This window comes from Maridesulfovibrio sp., assembly GCF_963666665.1.
Lineage (GTDB): Bacteria > Desulfobacterota > Desulfovibrionia > Desulfovibrionales > Desulfovibrionaceae > Maridesulfovibrio.
The window spans coordinates 3,747,570-3,762,691 of sequence record NZ_OY762999.1; the positions used below are offsets into that span (position 1 = coordinate 3,747,570).

13 protein-coding genes are annotated in these 15,122 nt (G+C 48.8%); 12 read left to right on the top strand and 1 reads right to left on the bottom strand.

Annotation, left to right across the window (positions count from 1 at the left end; genetic code table 11):
* Nucleotides 1–27: 27 nt before the first annotated feature.
* The 11 genes from caiA (at nt 28) to panF (ending at nt 12,992) form a co-directional block, all read left to right on the top strand.
* On the top strand, nt 28–1,161 hold the full coding sequence (gene caiA / locus ACKU40_RS17170) for a crotonobetainyl-CoA dehydrogenase (protein ID WP_320174008.1): 1,134 nt from the start codon (nt 28–30) through the stop codon (nt 1,159–1,161).
* Nucleotides 1,162–1,202: 41 nt separating this feature from the next.
* Nucleotides 1,203–2,417 (top strand): L-carnitine CoA-transferase, encoded by a 1,215-nt coding sequence (caiB, locus tag ACKU40_RS17175; protein WP_320174009.1) that lies wholly within the window; start codon nt 1,203–1,205, stop codon nt 2,415–2,417.
* A gap of 200 nt (nt 2,418–2,617) precedes the next feature.
* Complete coding sequence (gene caiC, locus ACKU40_RS17180) at nt 2,618–4,186, top strand: crotonobetaine/carnitine-CoA ligase (protein ID WP_320174010.1); 1,569 nt, start codon at nt 2,618–2,620, stop codon at nt 4,184–4,186.
* A gap of 159 nt (nt 4,187–4,345) precedes the next feature.
* Nucleotides 4,346–5,197 carry a MaoC/PaaZ C-terminal domain-containing protein gene (locus tag ACKU40_RS17185; RefSeq protein WP_320174011.1) on the top strand — a complete coding sequence of 284 codons (852 nt, stop codon included), beginning with the start codon at nt 4,346–4,348 and terminating at the stop codon, nt 5,195–5,197.
* Nucleotides 5,198–5,305: 108 nt separating this feature from the next.
* Entirely contained in the window at nt 5,306–6,076 is a 771-nt protein-coding gene (fixA, locus tag ACKU40_RS17190; protein ID WP_320174012.1) for a putative electron transfer flavoprotein FixA, read from the top strand.
* Nucleotides 6,077–6,087: 11 nt separating this feature from the next.
* Complete coding sequence (locus ACKU40_RS17195; RefSeq protein WP_320174013.1) at nt 6,088–7,032, top strand: FAD-binding protein; 945 nt, start codon at nt 6,088–6,090, stop codon at nt 7,030–7,032.
* Nucleotides 7,033–7,640: 608 nt separating this feature from the next.
* Complete coding sequence (locus ACKU40_RS17200) at nt 7,641–9,260, top strand: sodium:solute symporter family protein (RefSeq protein WP_320174014.1); 1,620 nt, start codon at nt 7,641–7,643, stop codon at nt 9,258–9,260.
* Between the two features lie 133 nt (nt 9,261–9,393).
* Nucleotides 9,394–10,680 carry an FAD-dependent oxidoreductase FixC gene (fixC, locus tag ACKU40_RS17205; RefSeq protein ID WP_320174015.1) on the top strand — a complete coding sequence of 429 codons (1,287 nt, stop codon included), beginning with the start codon at nt 9,394–9,396 and terminating at the stop codon, nt 10,678–10,680.
* On the top strand, nt 10,677–10,964 hold the full coding sequence (locus ACKU40_RS17210; RefSeq protein ID WP_407944295.1) for a ferredoxin: 288 nt from the start codon (nt 10,677–10,679) through the stop codon (nt 10,962–10,964). Before fixC ends, ACKU40_RS17210 begins: the two co-directional genes overlap by 4 nt.
* 37 nt (nt 10,965–11,001) lie before the next feature.
* Nucleotides 11,002–11,520: a YhdT family protein gene (locus ACKU40_RS17215; protein WP_320174016.1), complete on the top strand. Its 519-nt coding sequence runs from the start codon at nt 11,002–11,004 to the stop codon at nt 11,518–11,520.
* A gap of 2 nt (nt 11,521–11,522) precedes the next feature.
* A complete protein-coding gene (panF, locus tag ACKU40_RS17220; protein ID WP_320174017.1) occupies nt 11,523–12,992 on the top strand; it encodes a sodium/pantothenate symporter in 1,470 nt (489 codons plus the stop codon).
* A gap of 163 nt (nt 12,993–13,155) precedes the next feature.
* Here panF and ACKU40_RS17225 read toward each other — a convergent pair whose 3' ends face one another.
* A complete protein-coding gene (locus tag ACKU40_RS17225) occupies nt 13,156–14,121 on the bottom strand; it encodes a DMT family transporter (protein ID WP_320174018.1) in 966 nt (321 codons plus the stop codon).
* Nucleotides 14,122–14,307: 186 nt separating this feature from the next.
* On the opposite strand from ACKU40_RS17225, the gene ACKU40_RS17230 reads away from it, so the two are divergent.
* Nucleotides 14,308–15,075, top strand: a complete 768-nt coding sequence (locus ACKU40_RS17230; RefSeq protein ID WP_320174019.1) for an SGNH/GDSL hydrolase family protein — start codon at nt 14,308–14,310, stop codon at nt 15,073–15,075.
* Nucleotides 15,076–15,122 lie beyond the last annotated feature (47 nt).

Here is a 15,122-nt window from a genome sequence, read left to right on the forward strand (position 1 = left end):
CCCCTTGATAAAAAAGGAGATTCTTTCATGGATTTTAATCTTTCTGATGAACAGGAACTGTTTGTTGCGGGTGTCCGCGACCTGATGGAAAGCGAAAACTGGGAACAGTACTTCGTTGAGTGCGATAAGAACCATGAGTATCCGGAACGCTGGGTAAAAGCACTGGCTGATCTCGGTGTTGATACCATGCTCCTGCCTGAAGAACACGGCGGAATGGGCATGGATATGGTTACCCTTACCGCTATCTGGGCAGAGCTCGGCCGTCACGGTGCTCCTACTTATGTCCTTTACCAGCTTCCCGGCTTCAGCACTATTCTCCGCCACGGTTCCCAGGAACAGATCGATAAGATCTTTGCATTCCGCGGCACCGGTAAGCAGATGTTCAACTCTGCGATCACCGAACCCGGCGCAGGTTCCGATGTAGGTAGCCTGAAGAGCAACTACACCCGTAAAGACGGCAAGGTTTACCTGAACGGACACAAGTGCTTCATCACCAGCTCCCTGCACGCTCCTTACCTTATCGTTATGGCCCGTGATGCTTCTTCTGAAAAGCCCATCTTCACTGAGTGGTTTGTTGATATGAGCAAAGAAGGCATCAAGCTCAACCCGCTTGATAAGCTCGGTCTGCGCATGGACAGCTGCTGCGAAGTTATTTTCGACAACGTTGAGCTGGAAGAAAAAGACATGTTCGGAACTGAGGGCGAAGGCTTCAACCGCGTTAAGGCAGAGTTCGATGATGAGCGTTTTCTGGTTGCCTGCACCAACTACGGTATCGCTCTGTGCGCTTATGAAGATGCTGCAAAATACGCCAACCAGCGCGTACAGTTCGGCGAAGCAATCGGTCGTACCCAGCTGATTCAGGAAAAGATCGCTCTCATGGCTATCAAGCTCAACAGTATGAAGAATATGATTTTCGAAACTGCATGGAAGACTGATCAGGGCACTGCTACTTCCGGTGATTCCGCAATGTGCAAATACTTCTGCGCTAACGCTGCTTTCGAAGTAATTGATACTTCTATGCAGATCCTCGGCGGTATCGGCGTAACCGGTCACCGTGTAGGCCGTTTCTGGCGTGACCTGCGTATTGACCGTCTCTCCGGTGGTTCTGACGAAATGCAGATCCTTACTCTCGGTCGTGCTGAACTCAAGAAATACCGCTAGGATAGCAAGAAGTAACATAAGCCAACAATCAGGATTAAAATATGTCCAAGAAATTAAATACCCCTAAATTCGGTCCGCTGGAAGGTGTCCGCGTTGTATTCTCTGCCATTGAGATTGCCGGCCCTTTCTCTGCTCAGATGCTGGCTGAATGGGGAGCAGAGGTTATCTGGGTAGAGCATTCCGCATACACAGACACCATCCGTGTGCAGCCCAATTACCCTGAATTGTCACGCCGCAACCTGCACGCCCTGTCCATGAACATTTTCTCGGACGAGGGCAAGGAAGCCTTCCTGAAGCTCATTGAAACTGCCGATGTCCTGATCGAGGCCAGCAAAGGCCCTGCTTTCTCTCGTCGTGGACTTACTGATGAGCTGCTTTGGGAACACAATCCGCAGTTGGTTATCGGACATCTGTCCGGTTTCGGCCAGTACGGTGATGACAAGTTCACCAACCTTGCTGCCTACAATACCATTGCGCAGGCATTCAGCGGCTACCTTATCCAGAACGGTGATGTTAACCAGCCCATGCCCGCTTTCCCGTACACAGCTGATTACCTGTCCGGTTACGCGGTAACCAGTTCTGTGCTTGCAGCCCTGTATAACGCACAGAAGACCGGCAAGGGTGAAAGCATTGATATCGCCATGTACGAAGTGATGCTTAATGCAGGCCAGTACTACATGATGGATTTCTTTAACGGTGGCGAAATGTGCCCCCGCCAGACCAAGGGTAAAGATCCTCTCTGGGCCGGTTGCGGTACTTACGGCTGCAGTGACGGCTTTATCGTTATGGAAATTGTCGGAGCTTCTCAGCTTGAGGAAATGTTCACCAAGATCGGTCTTGAACATCTTATCGATACTGAAGAGTTCCCCAAGGGAACCCAGCTCATTTCCAGAAAGCTTCCTTCCGCTGCTTTGGTGGAAGAGAAACTGGATGAGTACATGGCTTCCAAGACTGTTGCTGACATGCTGGCAGAACTCGCAGCAATCAAGGTTGCGGGTGCCAAAGTGCTGACCGTGGAGGAACTTGAGTCCAATCCCCAGTATATCGCTCGCGAGTCCATTGTTGAGTGGGAGAACACTGCCGGGAAAAAGGTCAAGGGCCCCAACGTAATGCCCAAGTTCAAGAACAAGCCCTGCAAAATCTGGCGCGGCATGCCTGATCACGGCATGGATACCGCGAATATTCTGGCCGATCTTGGATATTCTGACGAAGAGCTCCAGCAGCTCGCCGATAACGGCATCATCAAGCTGGGTTAACTAAAAATAATCGCAACTCTTGAAATAGATATAGACCGGACTGTTCAAAGCGCGCGGTAAGCATTCATCGCAAAAGTCGTGTCGTTAATCCTGACATGGTTTTTGGACTTCACCACCCGCATAAGCGTTTTGAACAGTCCGGGAAATTAAACGAAAATTTTCCAACGGATACAATCAGATCAGAGACGAGGATAGTTCAAGTGGATATTGTTGGGGATAAAAATCTAGGTCAGGTTTGGGAAGATCTGGCCGAGACGTTCGGTGCCAAGACCGCTTTGGTTTTTGAAGATGCGCATGGTGAAACCGCTGAGTTCAGCTACCGCGAACTCAATGGCGAAATCACTCGGACTGCATCCTTGTTTTTGGGTTTAGGCATTGAAAAGGGGGACCGTGTTGCGGTCCAGCTCAACAATAGTCCGGAGTTTTTGTTCTGCTGGTTCGGCCTTGCCAAAATCGGCGCGGTCATGGTGCCGGTCAACGTTCATTATTTACATTGCGAATGTGCGCATATTCTTGAGAAGTGTGCGCCGAAAGCGTTTGTCATCGAAGAGCAGTTCCTCACTACTCAAAAGGAACTGCAGGATGAATATGATATTTCCATTCCTCACGTATTGGTTGCCCGTGTTAATCCTGAACGTGAGATTCAGGGGGCATTAAATTTCAATAAGCTTCTCGCTGAGCAGCCGGTCTCTCTGGATAAAGAGATAGCCGTGAGCAGTGAAGATATCGCAGAGATTATTTTTACTTCAGGTACAACTTCGAATCCGAAAGGGGCGGTAATCACCCATTACAATCTCTGTTTTGCCGGACGTTATACTTCGTGGCAGGTGGGTATCCGTGAAGAAGACAGATACCTGACCATGATGTCCGCCTGTCATATCGATTTTCAATGTACAGCCGCTTTGCCTGCTTTCATGTCCGGCGCGACTTTCATCATGCTTGAGAAATACAGTGCCAGAAAATTCTGGCGTCAGGTCTGCCTGCACCGTGCGACACTGACAGAATGCATCCCGCTTATGATCCGTACTCTGCAATTACAGCCGGAGCGTTCATGGGAGAAGAATCATTGTCTTCGGGACGTTCTTTTCTACCTTAACCTTTCCGATGATGAAAAGGATGCATTCGTTAAACGTTTCAACGTCAGGCTCTTCACTTCATATGGTCTGACCGAAACTGTGGTCGGCATTATTGGTGACCGTCCCGGTGACGAGCGCAGGTGGCCTTCAATCGGCCGGACCGGTTTTGGGTATGACGTAAGGATCATTGACGGTGAAGGCAATGAGTTGCCGGCTGGAGATATCGGGGAGATCGTCATTAAGGGCGAGCCCGGAAAGACTCTTTTCAACGGATACTACGGCGATACTGAAGCAACTGCAGCATCTTTTACAGCTGATGGATGGTTTAAGACCGGGGATAAAGGCTACACGGATGAGGATGGATATTTTTACTTTGTTGATCGCAAGTTGAACCTGATTAAGCGTTCCGGTGAGAACATTGCCAGCACCGAAATTGAAAACATGTTGGTGGACCATCCTTTAATTACTGATGCGGCGGTAGTAGGCGTTCCTGATCCTATCTGCGATGAGGCTGTAAAGGCGTACGTCATCGTTAAGGATGGGGAGTCACTTACTGCCGGTGAAATTCTTGATTATTGTGCGGAACGCATTGCCAAATTTAAAGTTCCTTCAATTATCGAGATCAGGGAGTCCTTTCCCAGAACCTGCTCCGGCAAGGTCTGTAAAGGCGCGTTAAGGGCTGAGAACATTTAAAAGTTTGTTCCTCCGCTTCGGCGGATCAATTAAATAACCACAGGTTATAAGTGTGGCGGAAGTACATTCAGGTGGATGAATATAAGCTATAAACTAATCATGGTTATAAAATAAACTTGATTGTATTTTTTAATAAAAAACTTTAAAAGGAGAACGAACATGGCGTTAAAACTCGATATGGTGGGCAAATGGTACGGCCCCTTTGAACGTGAGTACGATTTCAGGGAACTCAGCATTTTTGCTCTGGGTTGCGGAGCCGGTGCAGACGGTAAGTCCGATCTGGAATATGTTTACGAAAAAGACATGAAGGTACTGCCCATGTTTGCGGCAATGCCCATTGTTGATAGTGAAGTTACCAAAACCATCGACTACGGCTTTGAGTGGGGCGGATCTCTGCACTGGGGTTTTGACCTGCAGATTCACGAGCCCATGACTGCATTGTCCGGCAAACTGACCACTAAAGTTCTGCTTAAGGCCCTGTATGACCGTGGCGAAGGTCGTGGTTGTCTTGCACAGCACATTGGTGAAACCTTCGACGAGAACGGTACCAAGCTCTTCACTAACGAAAGCTGGGACTGCGCCCTGTATGACGGCGGCTGGGGTGGCGAAAAAGCTCCCAGCGATATCGTTGAAATTCCTGAACGTGAACCTGATTTTGAAGTAACTGAGCAGGTTCCCCTGAACCAGGCACTTATCTATCGTCTTAACGGCGACTTCCATCCTCAGCACATTGACTGGGAATATGCCCAGAAATTTGATCATCCGAAACCGAACCTGCACGCAGTCAGCACCGCCGGTTTTGCATGCCGTCACATCATTAAAACTCTGTTCCCCGGTGAACCTGAGCGTCTGACCCGTTTCAAGACCCGTATCACCAGATCCCTGTATCCGGGTTGCACCATCAAGACCCAGATGTGGAAATGGGATGACAACTCCATCCATTTCCGGGTTATCGACGCTGACAATCCTGAAACTGCGTACCTTAACTACGCTCTGGCTGAGTGGAAGTAATAATTAATATTTGAGGTGTGTTGATAAGAGGGGGGCACCCCTTTGCAGTATTCCTCTCCGATCTGCAGTCCCCCTCAGTCAACAATAATCAAAATAGGAAGGAAATATATGAAAATTATAGTTGGTTGCAAATTGGTTCCTGAAGAGCAGGATATTGCTGTTCAGGCTGATGGAACCCTCGATACTAGCAAGGCTGCTCCGAAGATCAGCCAGTTTGACCTGAACGCAATTGAAACTGCTGTTGGGATCAAGGCTGAAATTGCTGATTCCAGCATCGCTGCCATGAGTCTCGGTGGCAAAGAGCTTGAAAATACCAAGGCTCGTAAGGACATTCTGTCCCGTGGACCGGATGAACTGGTTGCAATTATTGATGAAGGCCTCAAGGGAGCACTTCCCCACCAGACCGCAAGCCTCATGGCTGCAGCTGCAAGGAAAGTCGGATTTGACCTGATCATCTGCGGTGACGGTTCCGGCGACCTTTATGCACAGCAGGTAGGTATGCGTCTTGGAGCAGAACTCGAAGTCCCTACTCTTAACGGTGTAAGCAAGATTGTTTCCGTTGCAAGTGACAAGCTGACCGTTGAACGTGCCTTGGAAAGTGAAGTCGAAGTACTTGAAGTGCCGCTGCCCGCAGTTATTTCCGTTTCTACTGACATCAATGTGCCCACCATTCCCGGCATGAAAGCTATTCTCGGCGCTGGTAAAAAGCCCGTGAACGCTATGGCTCTTGCTGATCTTGAAGATGGCGGAGCTGCTTTGGTGGAAATGGTCGAAATCAAGGCACCCAAAAAGAAAGAGCGTAAGAACGTTATTATCGAAGGTGATGGTGACGATCAGATCGCAGAATTTATCAGCCACTTGCGTACAATAGTTAACTAGGGAGAGGGAAAATGAGTAAGATTTCCAACGTATGGGTATTCAGTGATGCAGAATCCCGTCTGCCCGAAGCCATTGCCGGCGGCGTGCAGCTGGGAGAGAAAGTCTCTGCATTTATTATCGGTTCTCAGGAAGATGTCGCTAAGGCATTCGCGCTCGGCGCAGATGCAGTTTACTACCTCGGTGAAAAAGATTCCGCACGTATTGTGGAATCCTACACTGACACCATGGCAAAAGTAATAGCAGAAGCCGACAAGCCCTCCATGGTCCTCATGCCGGGTACCAGACGCTGTAAAGCACTGGCTTCCCTGCTGGGTGTCAAGCTTGGCGCCGGTGTTGTAACCGAAGCTTCTGAGGTTACTGCCGAGAGCGATAATGTACAGGTTAAACACATGGTCTACGGTGGTCTTGCTATCGGTGATGAAAAGATCGTTTCTCCGGTTTCCATCGTAGTTTTCGGTGGCGGTGTTTATCAGGCTGCTGAAGCAGATGCATCCAAGACCGGTGAAGCTGTAACCGTGGATTTTGTTGAACCTAAAGTTTCCATCAAGTGCATTGACCGTCAGCCCAAGCAGGGCAGCAGTGTCGACCTGAACAAGGCAAAACGCATTGTAGCTATCGGACGCGGTATATCCAAGCAGGAAGACATGAAACTTGCAGAAGAGCTTTGTGCAGCTATTGAAGCTGAACTGGGCTGTTCTCGTCCTATTGCTGAAGGCGAAAAGTGGATGGAGCACGAGCGTTACATCGGTATTTCCGGTGTTATGCCCAAGCCGGAACTCTATCTTGCACTGGGTATTTCCGGTCAGGTCCAGCACATGGTCGGTGCTAACGGCTCTCAGACCATTGTTGCTGTGAACAAGGATAAGAATGCACCTATCTTTGATTATGCCGACTACGGCATCGTTGGCGACCTTTATACTGTAGTTCCTGCACTGGTTGACGCTTTCAAAAGCTAGTTAGTTTGAAAGCGTCAGGAGGGACCTCCTTCTCCGCCATAGTTGGAGGTCTTCCTTGCTGCTGCCGGGAAGAGGATTCAAAAAGTAAGTATCATATCAGGACGGCAATCCTATCAATACATACTAATAACCGACATCTTTGCACTCGACCATTCCCTTAAACTCCATAGCGTCCCGCCGGTTAGTGACGGAAGGACGGAGTCGAAATGCAAATGAATCTTTATCCGGAGTAGCAGATTATAGTCAGGAACATCCTGTTGGTTCTTCATCATCACATAGAATAAGGCTCGTTGTGATGATGAAGAACCTTATAGGGATGATTAAGGGAAAATGAGCTTTTTGATTTCAGGTAGGTATTTAGTTTTTTATTAAGGGCGGGTTGGAATAATGTTTTAATATCTCTTGCTGCTGTTCTCTATTAAAGTAAGAGCGGGAAGTATGGGTCAGCAGTATGCAGGGATGGAAACAGGGGTGTGTTATGGGTGAAATTATCTTTTCTTTATTTATAGGGTTGTGTCTCGTTGCAGTCGGCCTTTTTATGAATTGGACCTTAACGCGTGAACAGCGAGCGCATGAACAACTGAAGACGCGTCAGCAGGGGTAATACTATGAGTATTTACACTATTGGCGTTCTTATCTGCATATTTATCTATATGCTGATCGGTACCTACGCAGGCCGAAAAGTTAAAAATGTCGAGGATTATTACGTGTGCGGACGTAATGCCCCGACTCTTATGATCGCCGGAACCATGTTCGCGTCAATGCTGAGTACGAACGGTTTCATGGGTGATACAGCGTATTGTTTCGGCGGCAACATTACAACCATGATTCTGATCAATGCGCTGTGTGCATGCGGGTATGTACTCGGACCTTTGTTCTTTGGACGTTATCTAAGGCGTGCTGAAGTGAACACCATGCCGTCTTATTTCTGGCAGCGGTTCAACAGTAAGCGAATTCGTCGTTTTGCAGGAATTACAACCGTAATTTCCTTGTCCGCATATCTTCTTAGTGTAATTCAGGGAACCGGGATGCTTATGGAAACCCTGACCGGTTACCATCGCATTTCATGCCTCCTGATATCGTGGTTCTGCATCACTCTCTTCACATTCTATTCCGGTTCGCGTGGTGTGGTCATTACTGACACCTTGATGTGCATCTTCTTTCTCGGTGCAACCATTGTTGCTGGTCCTTTTGTCTTTGATGCCGCAGGAGGCTTGAACAATTTGCTTACCATTCTGGTTGCATCGCCTGAGACTCCCGCAGGACTGCTTGATTTCCATGGCAATACAGGCGGAAGTTCCAGAATGGATATCGTGATGTATGCGGTCACCATGGGAGTGGTCTGGATGCTGGCTGTCGGCGTCAGCCCTTGGCAGGCAGGGCGCAACATGATGGCAAGGAATGAACATGTTATCTTTCGATCCGGTGTGATTTCAGCTTTTCTTACTGTATTCTTCCTTCTCTATCTCTACCTGATCGCAATCAGCCTTATCCCACTTAATCCAAATATTGATCAGCCGGAGAAAGTCCTTATCTGGGCCGCTTTTGAGGTCATGCCGCAATTGATAGGGGTTGTACTTCTGACCGGGATTATGACCGCAGGCCTGTCTTCTGCTTCCACCTTCCTCTCGGTAGTGAGTTTCAGCATGTCCAGTGATGTCTTGGATATCGATTTCAAGAGTGAAGCGGCGCAGCTGAAATTCACCAGATTTGTTGTTCTGGGCGTCGGGTTGATAGCTCTTGGCTTTGCATGCATGGGTTTTTCGACCATCCGCATTACAACATGGTTTGCCAGTACCATTATCGCTTCCTCGTGGGGGGTAGTGGCAATCTCCAGTGTCTGGAGTGACAAGCTGACCGAACGTGGAGCCTATTATTCCATGGTAGGTGGGTTCTTCGGTTACCTGATTTCCAAGAGTCTTAAGGAGTTGGCCGGTGTCCCGCTCAATAACTTCTTCGATCCCTTTTTTATTGGCCTTGTCGTTAGCGCAGTGATGGCTGTGCTGGGTTCTAAGGGACAAAGCAGAACAGAAGAGGAAATCAGTTTCCATGCCAAGCTCCATCAGATTCCAGCCTCAGAAACCCTTGCTTCCGACTATAGGTGTGACAGGGTGTTTGGATGGGGACTTGTGGCTGCGGGCGTCGTCGTTTCCGTCTTCTTAATTTATTATTGGGCAGTGCCCTACAATTATCTCAAGGGTGCTGACTTATTGTCTTATCTTAAATAGGAAAAGCCAGCCTTAACAGGCAGAAATTATTGGGAATAGATCGCTTCTCTCCTTTTTGTTCAACGGAGAGGGCTCCCTTCACTCAACCCAAAAACATCTCAGAGGCCCCTCCGGCCATGTATGAGGTATCGTTATGTCTGAAGACAAATTTGATGTAATTATTGTTGGAGCAGGGCTTGCCGGCTGCACCAGTGCTTACCTTCTGGCTCAGGCCGGTCTGGAAATACTGGTTATTGAACGCGGCAACTTTGCCGGAGCAAAGAACATGACCGGCGGCAGGCTCTATGGCCACAGTCTGGAAAAGATATTCCCCAACTTTGCAGAGGAAGCCCCGGTAGAGCGTTGTATTGTTCACGAAAAGGTTTCTTTTATGGACGAAAGCGGCAGCGCAACCATGGATTACGCTTCTCCGAAATCCGAAAATCCTGCGGACCGTTCTTATTCCGTCCTGCGTTCGAAATTTGACCAGTGGCTCGCAGATAAGGCTGAATCAGCCGGAGCCAGCATTGTTCCCGGTATCCGTGTGGACGACCTCATTGTTCGTGACGGCAAGGTCTGTGGTGTTGTCGCAGCGGGCGAAGAGATGGAAGCCGATATGGTCATTCTGGCCGATGGCGTAAATTCCATCCTCGGTGAGAAGCTGGGTATGGTTGATAAGGTCACTCCCCACCATTGTGCAGTAGGCGTTAAGGAAGTGATCCAGCTTTCCAAGCAGCAGATTAATGACCGTTTCGGTTGTGCTGACGATGAAGGCGCAGCATGGCTGTTCGCCGGGGCTCCTTCTGACGGGCAGATGGGTGGCGGTTTTATTTATACCAACGAGGACACCCTCTCTCTCGGTCTCGTATTCGGTCTGCACAACATTGAAAAAGTGGGCAAATCTATTCCCCAGATGCTGGAGGATTTCAAGAACCATCCCACAGTCAAGCCTCTGGTTGAGGGCGGCAAGCAGATTGAATATTCCGCCCATGTTGTACCTGAAGGCGGTTACGGCATGATTCCGAAAATGGTTGGCGACGGCGTAATTATTGCCGGTGATGCAGCCGGATTGTGCCTGAACGTCGGTTACACCGTGCGCGGCATGGACCTCGCTATTGCTTCCGGTGAAGCTGCAGCCAAGGCTGTCATTGCTGCTAAGGAAAAAGGCGATTTCAGCGAAAGCGGATTGTCTTCCTACACCGCAGCGCTCGAGGACAGTTTCATCATGGAAGATATGAAACTCTATCAGAATCTTCCTGACTTTCTGGATAACACCCGTATGTATAACGAGTATCCGGCTTTGGTGACCGGGGTAATGAAAGACCTCTTCACTATTAACGGTCCCTGCATGCCCCTGCGCAAAATGGTCCTGCCCCATTTGAAGAAGGTCGGATTCCTGAACCTGCTTAAAGACGGCTTCAAAGGAGTGAAATCAATATGAGTAATCCGGTAAACGTTGACGTCAAACTGGGCGTGAACAAATTTTTTGTCGACGAAGGAAATCCACATATCGAACTGGTAGAGAATCCTGATCCCAAGGAGTTCGCCAAACTGGAAGCTGCATGCCCTGCCGGACTTTATAAGAAGGACGACAACGGCAATATCCATTTTGATTATGCAGGCTGTCTGGAATGCGGTACCTGTCGTATTCTGTGCGGTAAAACCATTCTGAAAAGATGGGAATATCCTAACGGAACTTTCGGCATCGAATTCCGTTTCGGTTAATTCGTCTATAAATTAAAAGTACCAAAAACATGCGAGTGTGCGAATAGCCATATCCTCACTTGTAGGTCCATGGACAATCCTGCGTCAGGCTGCTGAATCCCTTTATCCGGCTGACTGGCGAGTTGTTGATTGTCTCATGGTCTTCCTAAAGCCGGCAACGTTAACCAACGTTGTCGGCTTCTTTCAAAAAGAATGGAAGAGCTTGGTTGGTTTTGTAGGTCTAAGAGGGGATTTAATGAAAGAGCAAGTGCAGGACCCGCGTTTTAAGCAGGCTGATAAAGAAGCCCTGTTCGCGTTGGGAGCCTATGTAATATATTTTATCTGGTGGTATGTTTGTGCCTACGGCATGGGGAGCGGTGATCCCGATAATTATTCCTATGTTTTCGGTCTGCCGGAATGGTTTTTCTACAGTTGTATTGTCGGCTACCCCCTTATTACGATTCTCCTCTGGCTGCTTGTGCATTTCAAATTCAAACATATGCCGCTTGATTCCGAGTCTCCTTCAACGAATGAAGAAGACAAAACCGTGAACGCTGCGCCGATGGGGAAAGAGTAAAAATGTCTGCCAATATTACCACTATTGTTCCTGTTATCGGCTATCTGGCCCTCTCTTTTGCTGTGGCTCTGTGGGCCCGGAAAAAGAGCGAAGGGCGTGTTTCATCGCAGGGTTTTATTGAGGATTATTTCATAGGCGGCCGTTCCATGGGAGGCTTTGTGCTGGCTATGACCATCATCGCCAGCTACACCAGCGCCAGCAGTTTTGTGGGCGGTCCCGGAGTTGCCTATCGTCTCGGCCTGAGCTGGGTATTGCTGGCAATGATTCAGGTGCCCACCACCTTCCTGACTCTCGGCATTCTCGGTAAGCGTTTCGCTATCATGGCCCGCAAGACTGAGTCGGTGACCATTACCGATTATCTCCGCGCCCGTTACAAAAGCGATGCTGTGGTCATCCTTTGTTCCGTGGCCCTGATCCTCTTTTTCATGGCGGCCATGCTCGCACAGTTTATCGGCGGAGCACGTCTTTTCCAGACTGTGACAGGCTATCCATACATTGTCGGGCTGATGTTGTTCGGTGTCAGTGTGGTTCTCTATACTGCTGTCGGCGGTTTTAGGGCCGTTGTGTTGACCGATGCCATTCAAGGTATTGTTATGGTTGTAGCTGTTGTCGTTATTCTGCTGGCTGTAATCAAGGCCGGCGGCGGCATGGAAAAATGTATTTCGTCTCTGAAAGCTATTGATCCTGGACTGATCACTCCCACCGGGCCGAAGGATGCCGTTCCCCAACCTTTCACCCTTTCATTCTGGGTGTTGGTAGGGATCGGCATCCTCGGTCTACCGCAGACCACGCAGCGGTGTATGGCTTACAAAGATTCGAAAGCCATGCACAACGCTATGGTTATCGGAACCTTGCTGATCGGGTTCATGATCCTTTGCGCGCACCTTGCCGGAACCCTTGGACGTGCCGTGCTTCCGGATTTACCCGCAGGTGACTTGGCGATGCCCAGCCTGATTGTGGAGCTGCTTTCTCCGGTCTGGGCGGGTGTCTTCATTGCAGGCCCGCTTGCCGCCATTATGTCCACGGTTGATTCCATGCTTCTGCTTGTTTCAGCTGCCATCATTAAGGATTTATACATTCATTACAGGCTGAAGGGAGATGCATCCCGTATGACTCTCGGCGGGCTTAAAAAAGCAAGTTTGATCAGCACTGTTGTTATCGGGATGATGGTTTTTGTGGCAGCCATAGAACCGCCGGATCTTCTTGTCTGGATCAATCTGTTTGCTTTTGGCGGTTTGGAGGCTGTTTTTCTTTGTCCCATTGTCTTGGGTCTTTATTGGGAAAGGGCTAATGCTACCGGGGCTGTTGCTTCGATCTTGTGCGGAACCGGTTCCTTCATAGCCTTGACCATTATGAAGCCTGCTATGGGTGGTGTGCATGCCATTGTGCCGACTATCTTGGTGGCTATTTTGATCTTTGTAGCCGGTTCGTACATTGGTCATGCGACTGTGCCGGCCAAGCAGCATTCGTAAAGTTTAATTTTATATTACAGATGAAGCCCAAGCCTGACTGGCAGTCAGGCTTGGGCTTTTTTCTGTCCAAAAAGAGTGCCCATCGTGAAGGATGGGCACTCTTGCAAGAGGAGGGAAGTTCGTTTCGATTGATGGTCGGGGGTCTGATTATTCAATCCCGGTATTATGGTCGATGCGCATAGTTTGAGGTGGGTTGTATGGTAGGTTTTACACACACAGACTGGTATACCGCCCGGGGTGTAGGCGGTTGAGGCTTCCGGAATCTTTTCAGGGCACGAAACGAAATGCTGCTGAAGACAGCACCTGCAAGGGCTATCCCTCCTCCTAAAATTGCGAGTATGGGTGGAATTTCTCCCAGCCAGACATACCCGACTACAAGTGCCATCACTGGGATGGTGTATTGAGATATTACTATTTTGGATACATCTGCCTTGGAAACTCCGTAGGTCCACAAGGCATATGGTATTGCGGTTCCGAACACTCCGAGATGTACGGTTGCTGCGATAGAGTGCCATGAGGCTGCTGCGATCTGATCCGGCAGTCCGGGCAGGTAAAAGCAGAGCAGTATGGTTCCGGTTACCATTGTATAAGTGGTATATTCGTACGCAGTATATTTTTTGAAAAACGGTTTTTGCAACACGATATAAATACTGTCGGATATGGCTGCGAGCAGGACAAACAGGGCCCCTATGTTCAGGCTGATGCCGCCTCCTTCGCCGAATGAGATGATTCCGATGCCTACCATACTGATGAACAGCCCTACATATGTTCGCGGTGAGACCTTTTCCTTGAGGGTGATTACAGCGAGTATTGTCGCAAAGACCGGGACCGTGGCAATTATGAAGCTGGTTGATCCCGCGCTGATCAGAGACTCCCCATGGTTGATGGCCAGACTGAATGCCGTGTAGCCGAGAAATCCATGGAGGAATAGTGCGGGGATATCTTTAATGTGTGGCATGCGCACCTTTGCCCAAGGGGCGTAGAGCAGCATCGCTAGGGATGCCAGAATAAATCTGAACACGGCAAGGTGTTCGGGGCTGAAGTCTTGCAGGGCGGCCCGGATGCCTACAAAGCAACTGCTCCATAGAATCATTGCAAGACCGACCGCAATATATACGGGATTTATCATTATTTAACCTGACTGCTGTAAAATTATTTCGTTCAATATTTAATGTCAGGCGTTCTCACTGCTTGATTTACTTAGGAATAGACGTATTGGGTTGCTTTCCAAAATTAACGCACGACATTTTTACTTCCAGAACGAAAAGAATCATGCCATAATAAATAATCATGATCAAGTTTTTAGGAGCGATTAATGAAGCGAATTTTGACATTCGGAGATAGTTTTTCCGACAACGGTTTCAGCAACGGTTGCGGGTACAACCGATTAAGTAACGGCAGGGTCTGGGTAGAATATCTTGGGGAATTGCTGGGAGCATCCCTTGAAGACCGCGCATGGTGCGGAGCAACTTCCGGCATGGGCAATGCCTCCGGCCCGAAAGATTGGTCCGGCCTGAGCTGGCAGGTAGATACATATCAGGCTGATGCTCAGAGCGGTGATGTCCTTTGCACTTTACTGATCGGTATTAATGATGTGTACGAAGGGAAAGGGGATGCTCAAGAAGTGGTGTCCAATACTCTCTCTGCCTTGGAAGTACTGGTGGGCAAGGGTGTACAGAATTTTCTGTTAGGCAGTGTCCCTGATATTTCCGACGCCCCTGCGTATATTCAGGAATATGCAGAAGTGAAAGGCAAGGTGCGGGATACAATTCTGGATATTAATTCCCGACTGAAGAGCGCTGTCTTCGGCCGTGATGGTTTTGCAGAGCTGCATCCTGCAGTAACTGTGAACTATTTTGATGCATATAAGACTTTCAAATCATTCGTCACGGATGGATTATTTAAGGTTACAGATAAGCCTTGGAATGGAACTTATACCGAGCCTCAAGACAGTGGATTTCTCTGGTGGGATGACTGGCACCCGATGACCGAAGCTCACCGGAAGCTGGCCTTTGCTGCCGTTGAAGTTTTGAAGCGCGGGAAACAAAGCTCCTACCATTCAAATATATTCAGCGAGATATAGCCGTTATCTGTTTTAATAATCGGCTGTTTTACCGCTCCAGATATTCA

Bases quoted from the DNA above. Each gene is read 5' to 3' on its own strand.
- ACKU40_RS17195 (WP_320174013.1), top strand. From the start codon at position 6,088: ATGAGTAAGATTTCCAACGTATGGGTATTCAGTGATGCAGAATCCCGT.
- ACKU40_RS17185 (WP_320174011.1), top strand. From the start codon at position 4,346: ATGGCGTTAAAACTCGATATGGTGGGCAAATGGTACGGCCCCTTTGAA.
- fixA (WP_320174012.1), top strand. From the start codon at position 5,306: ATGAAAATTATAGTTGGTTGCAAATTGGTTCCTGAAGAGCAGGATATT.
- ACKU40_RS17225 (WP_320174018.1), bottom strand. From the start codon at position 14,121: ATGATAAATCCCGTATATATTGCGGTCGGTCTTGCAATGATTCTATGG.
- panF (WP_320174017.1), top strand. From the start codon at position 11,523: ATGTCTGCCAATATTACCACTATTGTTCCTGTTATCGGCTATCTGGCC.
- ACKU40_RS17200 (WP_320174014.1), top strand. From the start codon at position 7,641: ATGAGTATTTACACTATTGGCGTTCTTATCTGCATATTTATCTATATG.
- caiB (WP_320174009.1), top strand. From the start codon at position 1,203: ATGTCCAAGAAATTAAATACCCCTAAATTCGGTCCGCTGGAAGGTGTC.
- fixC (WP_320174015.1), top strand. From the start codon at position 9,394: ATGTCTGAAGACAAATTTGATGTAATTATTGTTGGAGCAGGGCTTGCC.
- caiA (WP_320174008.1), top strand. From the start codon at position 28: ATGGATTTTAATCTTTCTGATGAACAGGAACTGTTTGTTGCGGGTGTC.
- ACKU40_RS17210 (WP_407944295.1), top strand. From the start codon at position 10,677: ATGAGTAATCCGGTAAACGTTGACGTCAAACTGGGCGTGAACAAATTT.
- ACKU40_RS17230 (WP_320174019.1), top strand. From the start codon at position 14,308: ATGAAGCGAATTTTGACATTCGGAGATAGTTTTTCCGACAACGGTTTC.